Here is a 14,424-nt window from a genome sequence, read left to right on the forward strand (position 1 = left end):
GTTCTTCCTTAGCCCTTGAATTCAGGTTTGCGCCGGTTTTCGAAAGCATTAAGGCCTTCGGCGACGTCATCACTCGGCAAAGCGCGCACAGCTGCGTCGCGCTCAAGCCGCATTTGCTGATCGATGCCAAGATCGGCACCTTCGCGCGCCAAACGCTTCATCTCGGCGATACCGGGACGCGAGCGGGTCGCGATCTTCTGGCAATATTCCAGCGCGGCCTCGTGCAAATCCGCATCCGGCACGATGTAATTGACCAGACCGGCCTCTTTGGCCTCTCCCGCCTCGAGCCAGCGCGCCGAGAACATCAGATCAAGCGCGCGGCGCTGACCCATCAACCGGGTGAGCCGTTGCGATCCGCCCCAACCGGGGATCAAACCGAATTGCGCGTGTTGATCGCCAAACTGGGCGCTTTCGGCAGCGAAGCACACATCGCATGCCAACATAAGTTCGATCCCACCGGCCAGACACAAACCCTGCACGGCCACGACGACAGGGAGGGAGGAGGTTTCGAGCGCACGCAGGTTTTCCATGCCAAAAGCAATGAAATGATCCAGCGCGGCGGGATCGTTCAATTTACCTTTCACTTCCGTCAAATCGGCACCGGTGCAAAAATGCTTGCCCTGCGCACGGATGAGGATCGCCCGGATGTCCGGGTTTGCCTCGAATTCCGCACGCGCGGCAGTGATGCGTTCATGCACGTCAAGTGACAGGCAATTGAATTTCTCAGGGCGGGCCAGATCAATGATGCCGGTGGCACCTTCGATGCTGGCGACTACGGGGTCGCTCATTTCGATGCTCCCTTCGCCTTTTTGTCGTATTGCAGCGCCATCCGGCCGACTTTTTCACGCGCGATCACAAGTTTCTGGATCTGTGCGGTGCCGTCGCCGATTTGCAGGCCAAGAACGTCGTTGTAACGCTGATGATGCGGCAAATCAGTGGTATAGCCATAGTGCCCGTGCAGGATCAGGCATTGGTGCAGGATCTCGCAGGCGGTTTTGGGCAAATACCATTTGCACATCGCCGCTTGTGACGTGTGCGGCATGCCGCGATCACGCAGATCCAGCGTGTAATAGCAAAGCTGACGCATCATGGTCAGTTGCGTTTCCGCCTCGGCCAGCGGGAAGCTGACGCCTTGGTATTGCACGATGGGGGCGCCGAACGCCTCGCGTTCCTGAACATAGGCCCAAGTTTCATCTACCGACGCTTGCGCCGCGCCCAAGCATTCCAGCCCGATCAACGCGCGGGAATAATCGAAGCCCGCCATGATCGTGCCAAAGGCGCGGTCCTGTTCGGCCATCATATTTTCAGCCGGCACGAAGACATCGTCAAAGAACACAGACCCGCGTCCGACAGGCTTGGTGCCGATGTCGTCGAAATGGGTGCGCTTGATGCCCTCTTGGTTCAGGTCGACAAAAAAGGCGCTGACGCCGCGTGCGCCGCCGTCCGGGTCGCCGGTGCGGGCAAAAACCACCGCCGCATCGGCTTGGCTGGCAAAGCTCATGGACGTTTTCTCGCCGTTCAGAACCCAACCGTTGCCGGATTTTTCGGCTTTCAAAATCAGGTTCGCCGCATCCGACCCGCCACGCGGTTCGGTCAGGCCCAAACCAATCACGGCCTCGCCGGACACAACCTTGGGCACCCATTCCATCGCAATCTCTTTGGACGCGTGTTTGGCGACCATGCCGCCCATGAGCGAGCCCAAAAGCTGCACGTAGCTGGCGTTGAAATCGGCATAAGCGATCTCTTCGACAATCAGCCCCGAGGTGACAGAGCTTTGCCCCATCCCGCCGAACTCTTCGGGCAAATCTGCCCCGATGAGACCCAGTGCGCCCATCTCCTTGATCAGCGCGCGATCGAATGTGTGGCCGCTTGCGCGCTCCAAATAGCTCGACGCCAGCTTCTCTGTTGCGAATCGTTTCGCTGTCTCGCGAAACGCCTTTTGATCTTCTGTTGCTTGGAATTGCATCGGTGCTCCTCCCCATGACCGAAAAATATCTTCTTCCCTAAAATCTAACAAATGTTAGAATACACTTCAAGAGATGTTTTGAGGAGGAGGACCAAAATGAAAAATTCGCAGAAAGACAACTTCGACACCATGCTGTCACCGATCCGTGCGGGTCAACATATGTTGCGCAATCGCGTTATTATGGGGTCGATGCACACCCGGTTGGAAACCGAACCTGATGGTATTGCCAAACAGATCGCCTTTTATGCCGAACGGGCACGGGGCGAGGCGGCGATTCTGGTCACGGGCGGATTTTCGCCCAATGCCGAAGGGATATTCGACCCCGAAGGCCCGCGGGTCGACGATCCAAAGGAGGCGGAAAACCTGCGCCCGATCTGCGAAGCGGTCCAAGCCGAAGGCAGCCTGCTTTGCGCACAGCTTCTTCATGCTGGACGCTATGCAAAGATCGAAGGCTGCGTCGCCCCCAGCCCGATTCGCGCGCCGATCAACCGCTATGTTCCGCGTGAAATGACCGATGCCGATATTCGCCGCACCATCGAGGATTTCGCCAAATCGGCCGCCAATGCACAGGCCGCAGGATTCGATGGCGTCGAAATCATGGGCTCCGAGGGCTATCTGATTAACGAATTCACCGTCCCCCACACCAACAAACGCGAAGACGAATGGGGTGGCAGCGCCGAGAATCGCCACCGCTTTCCGGTCGAAATCGTGCGCGCGGTGCGCGAACGTTGCGGGCCCGGTTTCCTTGTTATTTACCGGATTTCGGCCGCCGATCTGGTCGAGGGCGGTGCGCCCGCTGATGAAATCGCCGACTTGGCGCGCAAGATCGAGGCCGCAGGCGCGGATATCCTCAACACCGGTATCGGGTGGCACGAGGCGCGCGTGCCGACCATTGCCTATCCGGTTCCGCGCGGCGCATGGCGCAAGGCGGCGGCAAACGTAAAAGCGGCGGTCTCAATTCCGGTGGTCGCCTCCAACCGAATCAACACCCCCGAGCTTGCCGAAGACATTCTGACCTCTGGCGAGGCGGATATGATCTCGATGGCGCGTCCCTTTTTGGCCGACCCGCATTTCGTCAAAAAAGCGCGCGAAGGCCACGCCGACGAGATCAACACCTGTATCGCCTGCAACCAAGCCTGTTTGGATTTCATCTTCTCGGACCGGCCGGTCGGCTGTCTGGTCAACCCACGCGCCGGACGCGAAACCGAATTTCGCGACACACCAACCGAATCACCCAAGAAGGTGGCCGTTGTCGGCGGCGGCGCCGCAGGCATGGCCACGGCATCCGAGGCCGCAAGACTGGGGCACGACGTTACCCTGTTCGAGGCGCAAGACAAGCTGGGCGGTCAGTTGAACCTGGCGCAAGCGGCACCGGGCAAGGACGAGTTTAACGAGACCCTGCGCTATTACAGCGGCCAGTTGCAAAAGCATGGTGTCAAACTGCGCCTTGGACAGCGCGCCGAATTGGACGATCTCAACGGTTTTGACCATGTGGTTATTTCCACCGGAGTCACGCCGCGTATTCCCGATCTGCTGGGCGTCGACCATCCCAGCGTCGCGACCTACGCCGAGATCCTCTCCGGCGCCCGCGCCGCAGGCGAAACCGTCGCGGTGATGGGGGCAGGGGGCATTGGCCATGACGTGGCCGAATTCCTTGTGACCGAACCGGCCGAAGCTCATAACACCGACGCGTTCTGTGATACCTGGGGCGTGGACCCGAAATTTGCGACATCGGGTGCGCTTGCGGGTGATCCGTTGGCGCCGAAGCCATCGCGCCGCAAGGTTGTCATGCTTCAGCGCAAGGCCTCAAAACCGGGAACGGGGCTTGGCGTTTCGACGGGGTGGATCTTGCGCAACGCGCTGCGCAAACACGGGGTCGAAGCCTTGGGCGGCGTGGTCTATGACCGGATCGATGACGCGGGCCTGCATATCATGGTAGATGGCGCGCCAAAGACCATCGCCGCAGACACCATCGTGCTTTGCACCGGTCAGGAGCCGGAGCGCGCTTTGGCAGAGGATCTCATAGCCCGCGGGGCCACCGTCACCATGATTGGCGGCGCAAAGGAGGCTGCGGAACTCGACGCGTTGCGCGCCATTGATGAAGGCGTGCGTTTGGCACAAAGCCTCTGAGCTGCCAAAGCAAGAGAAGATGCGACGGTTGACCGAGCCACCCACCAGCATATCGCGCGGTGGGTGGCTTGTGCCGCGCAACAGAGGTGATCGTTGCAACATGTGATCGCGTGATTTCACTTCAGTCCGCTTCACGGATCGCCGCTATGGACCCTTCGCAAGGTCGACCGGCAGACGTCAGGGATCTGGCCGCCGATGAAAAACCGCGCAACCTATGACGCACTCGGCGCACAATGGTTGTGCGGCTGCGCTCACAGGCCCTTGAGTGAACGCCTAACGTATCTATATTTTTATTATATTACAATTACTTACTGGAAATTCTGAAAATCCTCTACAGTCGGAGCAACCGGCTGCGGCTTTGGTTCGAAAACACAATCCGCTTTCATTCGGGAGCCAACCTTCCTAGGTCGGAGCCATTAGAATTCAAGCAAAAGGTGTACCGAACCATGACGAAAGTCGCGATTGTCTATTACAGCGGATATGGCCACACAGAAGTGCAAGCCAAGGCCGTTGCCGAAGGGGCCAAGGGTGTCGAGGGCACCGAGGTCGAATTGCTGAAACTGTCCGAAGACGGAGAGCTGAACGAGGCAGCATGGGCGGCGCTCGATGCGGCCGATGCCATCGTCTATGGCAGCCCGACCTATATGGGCGGCCCCGCATGGCAGTTCAAAAAGTTCGCCGATGCCAGCTCGAAGCCTTGGTTTACGCAAAACTGGAAGGACAAGATCGGCGGCGGTTTTACCACCTCGGCCACAGTCAATGGCGACAAGTTTTCGACCATCCAGCAGTTCATTACATTGTCTCAGCAACATGGTCAGCTCTGGTGCGGCGTTGGCTTGATGCCAGCGAACACCAAGGCCGACGGCCCGGAAAAGCTGAACTGGACGGGCGGGTATTCCGGCCTTCTGGCGATTGCCCCCTCTGACAGCTCCCCCGAGGAGTATCCGACAGGCGGCGATCTGGATACCGCGCGCGCCTATGGCCAACGGTTGGCCGAAGTCGCCAGCCGCTGATCCGGTTTTGCAATACATGTTCCGGCCGCCCGAGCGCGCGGCGGCCGGAGCGCTTTTGGCGCAAGCGCCCACCATTCAGCAGCGCCACACCGCCCAATTCGCGTTTCGGCCGCCATCACGACCAGTTTGCTGTCCTGTGCGTGAAAACCTAGGCGCGCATTTCGCAAATGGTTTGGATTCTGCCCCGCTCCACCACATCGGCGACACATCAAAACCGTTCGTCAATTGACGGGGTGGCTGTTTGCGCGTGCCAGATAAACAAAGCTGCGGCGCAAAGGACAACAACGAGACGGGCACACCCTGATGACCCCGTCGCCCACATTTGCTTTGATGATCAAAGTATTGCAAATGCCAAAAAGCCTCAATTCCCGCGAAAATAGTGCTTGATGCGCGTCAGTTACGCCAAGGGCAGCCATTTAGTAATTAGCAAAACGAAACTTATTCTGGTGAATTTGCTTGATGCATGGTGGTAATCCTGCCAAATATTATTGATACACCACAAGGATGGCCTCCATGGATCGAATTGACAGCAGCCTTGTCGCTCTGCGCCGCATTCTGCGCACGACCGAGATGTTCGGGCGGGAGTTGGCGCAGTCGGCAGGCTTGACTGCGGTCCAGTTCCGCGTGCTGCAAGTTGTGGCCGAAACGGGTCAGACCACAGGCAAGGCAATCTCCACCCGGATGCGGGTGAGCCAGGCCACAATCACGGCCCTTGTCGACAAGCTGGTGGCGCAAGGGATGGTCATGCGTGAAAAATCGCAAGCCGATCGCCGGCAAACCAATATCATCATTACCGAACATGGCCGCCGCACGATTGAAAATGCGCCGGACCCGCTGCAACAACGCTATGTGCGCCGCTTCAAGGAAATGGAGCAGTGGGAACAGGCAATGCTGCTTGCATCACTGGAGCGCGTCGCCACGATGTTGGATGCTGAAGAGCTTGACGCCGCGCCAGTGCTGGATGCCGGTGATCTGCGGCAATAGGGCGACAATAAATGTGGCAAAGCGCTGAATGACCGCCGGTCATGCGGGCGCACGTGCCAAGAATAAAGCATGCCCGCAGCGGCTAAGATCACGCATGACATTTCACCATCGACGCGACTGCGCGACCCCCTTCCGATCCTATGGCAGGTGTTTACTTGCCCAGAGCAGGTGCGGCTCACGCCGCGTGTGAACCCCTTACGCCTAACAATTCAATTGAAATGATTAGCACTGTCGAAGTAGTGACTCACCTTGCCCATGAGGCAAAAAGCATTCGCCACAGGCATTTTGCATGAATTCTGACTGTGGAGCGCCGCCTATTTGGGTATTTTGGGGTTCGGGTTGACGTTCTAACCATCGCGCACTACTTAGCTTAGCTAATAAACGAGAGGTTAGACCCATGCCGAAAGATATCGAAAACTCCGCAACGCAGATGCCGCATCTGCGCAAACCCGATACGACGGATGGGGCCGACATCTGGGCGCTGGTAAAAGCCTGCAAGCCGCTCGACGAAAATTCGATGTACTGCAATCTGGTTCAGGCCGACCATTTCCGCGACACCTGTGTCGTCGCCGAAATGGATGGCGAGATCGTTGGCTGGATATCAGGACACATGATTCCCGCGCGCGATGAGCTTTTCGTCTGGCAAGTGGCGGTCAGCCCCAAGGCGCGTGGCCTCGGACTTGGCCGCACCATGCTGCGCGAGCTGATCGAACGCGACGCTTGCGATGCGGCGACGCATCTCAAGACCACCATCACCAAAGACAACGACGCATCATGGTCGCTGTTTCGCAGTCTGGCCCGAGATATCGGCGGCGAACTCACTGATGCACCGCACTTCGAATGTGAAACGCATTTCGAAGGGCTCCACGATACCGAACACATGGTGACAGTCACGCTGCCCGCCCCAGAGGCGATGGCCCGCGCTGCCTGAACCATTTTCCCCGTAATAAATCAAATAGGACGTTTCATGACTTCGGATATGATCGACTTCTCTACTATCTTTGATCGCCGCGAAAGCGCCGTGCGCTCTTATTGCCGCGGAATGCCCGCAATGTTTCAAAGTGCCAGCGGCTCGGAACTGAAAGATGCCGACGGGCGCAGCTGGATCGATTTCCTTGCCGGATGTTCATCGCTGAACTATGGCCATAACGACCCGGATATGAAGGCGGCGCTGATCGACCACATTGCGGGCGACGGCATCGCCCATGGTCTTGATCTCCACACCGGGGCCAAAGGAAGCTTTCTCGCCGCCTTCGAACGGCACATTCTGGCCCCCCGTGATATGGACCACCGGGTGATGTTCACCGGCCCCACCGGGGCCAACGCCGTCGAAGCGGCGATGAAGATCGCACGAAAGGTTACCGGGCGCACCAACATCATCGCCTTTACCAACGGGTTTCACGGTGTCACGGCAGGGGCCTTGGCCGCGACCGGAAATTCCTACCACCGGGGGGGCGCGGGCATGATGCTCAATGGCGTGACACGCCTGCCCTATGACGGATATATCGCAGGTCAGTCGGACACGGCGGATTATCTGGAGGCCATGCTTGATGACCGCTCCAGCGGGCTCGACGCGCCCGCAGCAATTATCCTTGAAACCGTGCAGGGCGAAGGCGGGCTGAACGTCGCCCGTCCCGAATGGGTCCGGCGCATCGCCAAACTGGCCAAAAAGCATGGGGCCCTGTTGATCATCGACGATATTCAGGCCGGCTGTGGCCGTTGCGGGACGTTCTTTTCCTTCGAGGAGATGGGCGTGACCCCGGACATCGTGACCATGGCGAAATCACTTTCGGGATTTGGCCTGCCGATGGCCTTGGTGCTGGTGCGGCCAGAATATGATGTCTTTGAGCCGGCCGAGCACAACGGCACGTTTCGCGGCAACACTCACGCCTTTGTCACCGCACGCGTCGCGATCGAAAAATTCTGGGCCGACGAGACGTTCCAGAACGAGCTGACACAAAAGTCCGATCTGATCCACGATGCGCTGTCCGATCTGGCGGCGCTCATCCCCGGTGCCAAACTCAAGGGCCGCGGCCTGATGCAGGGGGTCGATGTCGGCTCGGGCAAGTTGGCAGGCGACATTTGCGCGCGCGCCTATGACAAGGGACTGGTGATAGAAACCTCTGGCAACGAGGATCAGGTCGTCAAAGTGCTTGCACCGCTGACAACGTCACCTGAAACCTTTGGCCAGGGCTTTGACATCCTGCTCGAAGCTGCACGTGAGACGCTGACCGAAACGACCAATATAGCTGCGGAGTAAAAGACATGATTGTCAGAGACTTTAACAAAATTGTCGAAAACGAACCTGATCGCGTGGTTTCGGATGCAAGCTGGACCTCGGTGCGGTTGCTGCTGGCGGATGACGGAATGGGATTTTCCTTTCACATCACGACGCTGGATGCGGGGTCCGAACATACTTTCGAATACAAGAACCACTTTGAAAGCGTCTATTGCATGCGGGGCAAGGGGTCGATCACCGACCTCGCCACCGGCGAAACCCACAAGATTGTGCCGGGGGTGATGTATGCGCTAAACGATCATGACCGCCATATCCTGCGCGCAGAGGAAGAACTGGTCATGGCCTGCTGCTTTAATCCGCCCGTCACCGGCACCGAAGTGCACCGCGAAGACGGGTCTTACGCAGCCGCCGACGAGGCCTGATATGAGCCACACAGTTGAGAAAATCGGCGGGACATCAATGTCCCGTCTGGATGAACTGCGCGATACCCTCTTCATCGGGGGCCGCGAAGGGGCTGACCTGTACGGGCGCGTGTTTGTGGTGTCGGCATTTGGCGGCATCACGGATCTTCTACTGGAGCACAAGAAAACCGGTGCGCCGGGGGTCTATGCCTATTTCGCCAATGACGATACCAACCATGGTTGGCACGATCAGCTCGACTCTGTGGCCGAAGCCATGAAAAAAGCGCATGGCCGCATTCTCAGCCATTCCGCAGATCTTCAACAGGCAGATGCCTTTGTCGATGAACGCCTGCACGGCGCGCGCGGCTGTCTGATTGACCTGCAGCGGCTGTGCTCATACGGCCATTTCCGTCTGGCAGAGCACATGGCCCAGACCCGCGAACTGCTCTCGGGGTTGGGCGAGGCGCATTCGGCTTTTGTCAGCATGCTGTTGCTGCAACGTGCGGGCGTGAATGCGCGGTTCGTCGATCTGTCGGGCTGGCGCGACGAGGGCGACGTGACCTTGAACGAAAGGATCGCCAAGGCCTTTGAGGGCGTGGATCCTAGCACCGAGATGCCGATCGTGACCGGCTATGCGCAATGCGCCGAAGGGTTGATGGGGGAATATGACCGGGGTTATTCCGAGGTGACGTTTTCGCGGCTGGCGGCACAGACTGGCGCACGCGAGGCGATCATCCACAAGGAATTCCATTTGTCGTCCTGCGATCCAAAGCTGGTTGGGGAAGGAACGGTTCGCAAGCTCGGCCGGACAAATTACGACGTCGCCGACCAACTGTCGAACATGGGGATGGAAGCAATCCACCCCAAAGCCGCAAAAGTATTGCGTCAGGCCAAAGTCCCGCTGCGCGTCACCAACGCGTTCGAGCCAGAGGATCCGGGCACGCTGATCGACGATCAACCCGCTGAGGAACCGGGTGTCGAAATCATCACGGGTCTTGAAATCGTGACACTTGAAGTGTTTGAACAGGACATGGTCGGAGTGAAAGGCTATGACGCCACGATCCTCGAGGTCCTAAAGCGCCACAATGTCCCGATCGTGTCAAAGGTGTCGAACGCCAACACCATCACGCATTATCTCGACACCTCGCTCAAAAACATGCGCCGGATCGAAAAAGATCTCACGACGCATTATCCTTCGGCCGATATCACCACGCGCCGGTTGGCCATGGTGTCAGCGATTGGCCGCGACCTGACGTCCCTATCGGTGTTGTTGCGCGGACTGCGGGCGCTGGAGGAGGCAGGTCTCGAAGTGGTGGGCGCCAGCCAAGGTCCAAGAAGTGTCGATGTGCAGTTTGTTCTTGATCAGGACGCGTTGAAACCTGCGATCCAGAGCTTGCATGCAGAGTTGATCGAAAAGCATGAGCCACGCCTAAAACGCGCGGCCTGATACGCGTTTCAGACCTCTCGAATTGACGGGGCCTTTCAATGCGCGGATAGGCCCTGTCGCAGATCTTGAAGGGAATGAGGTCCGCATCCGCCCGATCCGACGCCATGCCGCGCATGTCGGCCGTGCCCATCATCATTTTATCGGGCACATTGCACCACCGCGTGCTCTCACTTCGCCCGATTCATCCGTGACGGCCTACCTTGGCCCATCGTTGCGATGCGCCGCCGAGCAAAAGCCCAAAAGACAGCCGGAACCCATGAAAACACGGCGCACTGCGTGGCCGAACCACCTTGGCACGCCGGTGTTGGATCACATCTTGCGCGTCCGCTGCAGTCCCGGGCAACAGAAGAGGCGGTGGAAACTGCGCGGGCCGCAACAGGGCGCGCGAGCGACACAGGCAAATTGCCGTCACCGGCCCTGCCGGACCTCACAGAAAAGATGGCGGCGCACCGCCCGCGTCCACCGCCGCGCAGGAGAATCTGATCCAGCTGCGCCGCCACACCTGCGGAGCGTGTTAGCTCAAAATCGAGCGGCGCAGCCGTCTGGTCACTGAACGAAGGCGTCCCGATTCTCGGTGACAAAATCGCGGAAGCTGCGCGCCGGACGTCCGAGCACATCACTGACCGTGGTTTCAATGCCTCCGAGGTATCCCTTGGGCGCGATCGAGGCCAGTTCCACCATCGCGGCGGCGACTTCGTCCTGCATTCCGCCCGCGACCATGGCCGCCTTGGCCTCATCGGCGGACAGGGTCACCGAAGTAATGGGTTTGCCGGTCACCTCGGACAGAACCGCCGCGATCTCGTCGCCGGTGAGCGCTTCGGGGCCGGTCACGCCATAGCCCTTGCCCGCGTGATCCGTACCGGTCAACGCCTCGGCGGCGACATCGGCGATATCACGGGCGTCGATCCAGGACACGGGTCCGCCCAGATCGTCGTAATACACCCCATTCTTTGCAATACTATCGGCCTGCCACATCAGGTTTTGAATGAAATAGGTCGGCTGCACAAAGGTCCAGTCAAGGCCGCTTTCCTTTAGCAATTCCTGACTTTCGGAATGCCATTTGCCAAAGGTCAGCCCCGCCTTGGGCGATGCGCCAAGTCCGGTGGCCAGAACCACATGTTTCACACCTGCGGCCTTGGCCGCCGCAATAGCATTGGCCTTCCACTGACGCATATCCAGATGCGCAGGGGTCACCAGATAGATCTTTTCGGCTCCGGCACAGGCCTGTTCCAGCGCGGCAGGGTCGGTGAAGCTCGCGGTGACGGCCTCGCATCCTTTGGCCTTCAGCCCGTCAATCTTGGCAGGATCGCTGGTCACGGCGCGCACGTCCGCACCCTTGGCCAGAAGGGTCTCAACAAGCGGTGCGCCGGTGGTTCCGGTGGCTCCAAAGACTGTGATCATGGCTTTTCCTTTCTGAGCGCCGCAATGGGCGGGATGGTTTCGGGATTGTTGACGGATGACAGGTCACCGAGGTCTTCATCAAGGAAGGCCGCGCGCACGATCCGGCGCATGGTTTTCATGCTGCGGGTCTTGGGCAATCCCTCAACAAAATAAATCTCGCGCGGGCGGAAGGGTTTCGAGACGATCTCGCCCACCTGATTTTTGAGCAGTTCGACAAGGGCATCATCGGGGGTCACCCCCGGTGCCACCACGCAGACGCACACCACGGCCACGCCCTTGATATCGTCGGGCGCCGCGATGGCGGCGGCGTCCACCACTTTTCCGGTTTCGGTCAGGGCGGCCTCGATCTCGGGCGGGCCGATGCGTTTGCCGGCGATGTTCAACGTGTCGTCGGAGCGCCCCAAAATATACCATGTGCCGTCCGGGTCGCAGCGCACCCAATCGCCGTGCCGCCACATGCCGGGGAAGGTGGACCAATAGGTTTCCAAATACCGCTCGCGGTCGCCCCAGATGGCCGGCGTCAATCCCATGGGCGGTTGGGTCACGACCAATTCGCCGACCTCGCCAAGGGCGGCTTCGCTGCCGTCCTCGCGCAGCACCTTGGCCCCGACACCCAGTGCCTGCGCAGAAAACCCGCCGGGTTTGATCTCATGCAGCACGGTCGACGTCAGGATCGCGCCAAAAAGCTCGGTCCCGCCGGAAATGTTCAACGGCACCGCGCGGCGGCGACAGATATGGTCAAGCTGCCAAAGCCATGCGTCGTCGGTCCAAGGCTCGCCGGTCGAGGCGACGATGCGCAACGGCGACAGATCATAACCTGACAGCGGCGCGCGATCTTGCGTCATGAATTGCCGCACCAAGGTCGGCGCAACACCCATATGTGTGACTTTCATTTCTGACGCGAGACGCAAAAGCCGAAACGGATCGCCGGGCATCGATGGCGCGCCCTCGGCCAGAACCAGGGTCGCCCCCGACAAAAGCACCGACAAAAGCGTCAGCGGTCCCATGACCCACCCCATATCGGTCATCCACAGATGCCGGTCGTCGCGTTTCATGTCGAGCCCCAACAGGAAATCGGATGTGGCCTTGGCCTGCACGCCAAGATGGGTGTGCACCACGCCCTTGGGGCGTCCGGTGGTCCCGGAGGTATAGGCAATGAGCAGCGGCGCGTCCGCCTCTACCGGATGCGCGGGATAGGCCGGATCGGCCTTTCCGACGGTCTCTTGCCAATCGAGATCACGGGCCGGAACGGCCACCGCGCCATCAAAGCGGCGCAGGCTGATGACGGTATGGGTCGAGGGCACCTCTTCGAGGGCTTCGGCCAGTTTGGCCTCCATCCAGACGGGCGTGCCCCGACGCGGCGATGCATCTGCGGTCAGCACCGCCACGGCTTCGGCATCGTTGAGACGGCTGATGATGGCATGCGGTGCAAACCCCGAAAACAGCGGCACCGCCACGGCACCCAAACGCGCAATCCCCAAAAGCGCGGCCTGAATTTCAGGGATCATCGGCATGTAAATACCCACCGCCTGACCGGGTTTCACTCCGCGGCTGGACAGCGCCGACGCGATGCGCGCGGCCTCATTGGCAAGCTCGGTATAGGTCCAGCTGCGGCGGCTTCCGTCCTCGCCGACCCAGTCGATTGCGATTTTGTCGCCAAGTCCGTCCTCGATACGGGCGTCAAGACAGGTTTCCGTGAGGTTCAAAGCGCCGCCAACGGCCCATTTGATCGATTCTGGCCCATCGGACATATCTCGTAGCTTGGTGTAGGGGCGGGAGAACCGTATTCCGGCGTAGTCGATAACCCGACCCCAGAACCAGTCCGGCTCGTCATTGGCCCGGCGGGCGAGGTCCTCATAGCTGTCCGCACCGCACTCCTTCAGGAAGGCTGTAAGTGTGCTTGAACGCTGAATGTCAGAAGCTGGCTGAAACATGTTTTATCTTTCTTCAACGCAAAAAGGGCCGCGCCGTTGGCGCGGCCAGTTTGGGAGGTAACCCTCTTGAATATGGCTTGGCGGCCGTGCCCTGTGACAGACGCGGCCGCCGCCAACGGTCAACCGTGCATCGACAGACCACCAGAGACCGAAATCACCTGACCGGTGATGAAACCGGCGTCGTCGGACGACAAGAAGCAAATGGCGCCGGGATAATCGGCCGGCTGTGCCAGACGTTTCATCGGGATGGCCCGCTTGAGACCCTCTGCGATCTTTTGACCGGCTTCGCCTTCGGCAACTTGGGCAAACAGCGGCGTGTCGGTCGGGCCGGGGGCAACAGCATTCAATTGAATACCCTTGCGCGCCAGTTCCCGCGCCACAGTTTTGGTGAAGGAGATGATCCCACCTTTGCAAGCCGAATACACAGCCTCACCCGAGGACCCAACACGGCCAGCGTCCGACGCGATGTTGACCACGCGGCCGCCACCGTTCTTGACCATGCCCGGAAGCACCGCATGATGCATGTTCAGCGGGCCATAGAGGTTGATGTCGATGACTTTTTTCCAAAGATCGGCATCGGTATCGAGGAACGGTTTGATCACGTCCCAACCCGCGTTGTTCACCAGCACGTCGATCGGACCGCCCGCTTCGAAGGCAGCAACCGCTTTATCGACTTCAGCGCGGTCAGTGATATCCGCCTTATAAGCCGTGGCTTTCCCACCGGCGTCCTGAATCAGCTGTGCTGTTTCTTGCGCGCCTTTTTCATTCATATCGAAGACAGCGACTTCAGCGCCCTCTTGTCCAAACCGTTCGCAAACCGCGCGACCAATGCCGCTGCCGCCGCCTGTCACGATTACCCGTTTTCCACTCAGCCCTCGCATATGAAGGTCCTCCTCTTGCATTAAAATC

12 protein-coding genes are annotated in these 14,424 nt (G+C 59.4%); 7 read left to right on the forward strand and 5 right to left on the reverse strand.

What is annotated here, in order from left to right; genetic code table 11:
- Positions 1 to 8 precede the first annotated feature (8 nt).
- Both ARCT_RS0101510 and ARCT_RS0101515 read right to left on the reverse strand, forming a co-directional pair.
- Positions 9 to 788, reverse strand: a complete 780-nt coding sequence (locus ARCT_RS0101510; protein WP_027238528.1) for an enoyl-CoA hydratase/isomerase family protein — start codon at positions 786 to 788, stop codon at positions 9 to 11.
- On the reverse strand, positions 785 to 1,966 hold the full coding sequence (locus ARCT_RS0101515) for an acyl-CoA dehydrogenase family protein (protein WP_027238529.1): 1,182 nt from the start codon (positions 1,964 to 1,966) through the stop codon (positions 785 to 787). The genes ARCT_RS0101510 and ARCT_RS0101515 overlap by 4 nt, the downstream gene beginning before the upstream one ends.
- Positions 1,967 to 2,062: 96 nt before the next feature.
- Between ARCT_RS0101515 and ARCT_RS0101520 the strand changes: the two genes are divergently transcribed.
- The 7 genes from ARCT_RS0101520 (at position 2,063) to ARCT_RS0101550 (ending at position 10,180) form a co-directional block, all read left to right on the forward strand.
- Entirely contained in the window at positions 2,063 to 4,096 is a 2,034-nt protein-coding gene (locus tag ARCT_RS0101520; protein WP_027238530.1) for an FAD-dependent oxidoreductase, read from the forward strand.
- Positions 4,097 to 4,542: 446 nt separating this feature from the next.
- A complete protein-coding gene (locus ARCT_RS0101525; protein WP_027238531.1) occupies positions 4,543 to 5,109 on the forward strand; it encodes a flavodoxin family protein in 567 nt (188 codons plus the stop codon).
- A gap of 513 nt (positions 5,110 to 5,622) precedes the next feature.
- Positions 5,623 to 6,093, forward strand: a complete 471-nt coding sequence (locus tag ARCT_RS0101530) for a MarR family winged helix-turn-helix transcriptional regulator (protein ID WP_027238532.1) — start codon at positions 5,623 to 5,625, stop codon at positions 6,091 to 6,093.
- Positions 6,094 to 6,490: 397 nt separating this feature from the next.
- Positions 6,491 to 7,024: a diaminobutyrate acetyltransferase gene (gene ectA / locus ARCT_RS0101535; RefSeq protein WP_027238533.1), complete on the forward strand. Its 534-nt coding sequence runs from the start codon at positions 6,491 to 6,493 to the stop codon at positions 7,022 to 7,024.
- A 36-nt stretch (positions 7,025 to 7,060) separates the two neighbouring features.
- Entirely contained in the window at positions 7,061 to 8,353 is a 1,293-nt protein-coding gene (gene ectB / locus ARCT_RS0101540; protein ID WP_027238534.1) for a diaminobutyrate--2-oxoglutarate transaminase, read from the forward strand.
- 5 nt (positions 8,354 to 8,358) lie between these two features.
- Positions 8,359 to 8,754, forward strand: a complete 396-nt coding sequence (locus ARCT_RS0101545) for an ectoine synthase (RefSeq protein WP_027238535.1) — start codon at positions 8,359 to 8,361, stop codon at positions 8,752 to 8,754.
- Position 8,755: 1 nt separating this feature from the next.
- Positions 8,756 to 10,180 carry an aspartate kinase gene (locus tag ARCT_RS0101550; RefSeq protein ID WP_027238536.1) on the forward strand — a complete coding sequence of 475 codons (1,425 nt, stop codon included), beginning with the start codon at positions 8,756 to 8,758 and terminating at the stop codon, positions 10,178 to 10,180.
- A 546-nt stretch (positions 10,181 to 10,726) separates the two neighbouring features.
- Here the strand turns inward: ARCT_RS0101550 and ARCT_RS0101555 are convergent.
- From ARCT_RS0101555 to ARCT_RS0101565, 3 genes are all read right to left on the reverse strand, one after another.
- Entirely contained in the window at positions 10,727 to 11,581 is an 855-nt protein-coding gene (locus ARCT_RS0101555; RefSeq protein ID WP_027238537.1) for an SDR family oxidoreductase, read from the reverse strand.
- Entirely contained in the window at positions 11,578 to 13,515 is a 1,938-nt protein-coding gene (locus ARCT_RS0101560) for an AMP-binding protein (protein WP_027238538.1), read from the reverse strand. The genes ARCT_RS0101555 and ARCT_RS0101560 overlap by 4 nt, the downstream gene beginning before the upstream one ends.
- A gap of 119 nt (positions 13,516 to 13,634) precedes the next feature.
- A complete protein-coding gene (locus tag ARCT_RS0101565) occupies positions 13,635 to 14,396 on the reverse strand; it encodes a glucose 1-dehydrogenase (protein WP_027238539.1) in 762 nt (253 codons plus the stop codon).
- Positions 14,397 to 14,424 lie beyond the last annotated feature (28 nt).

This window comes from Pseudophaeobacter arcticus DSM 23566 (genome assembly GCF_000473205.1).
Classification (GTDB): domain Bacteria; phylum Pseudomonadota; class Alphaproteobacteria; order Rhodobacterales; family Rhodobacteraceae; genus Pseudophaeobacter; species Pseudophaeobacter arcticus.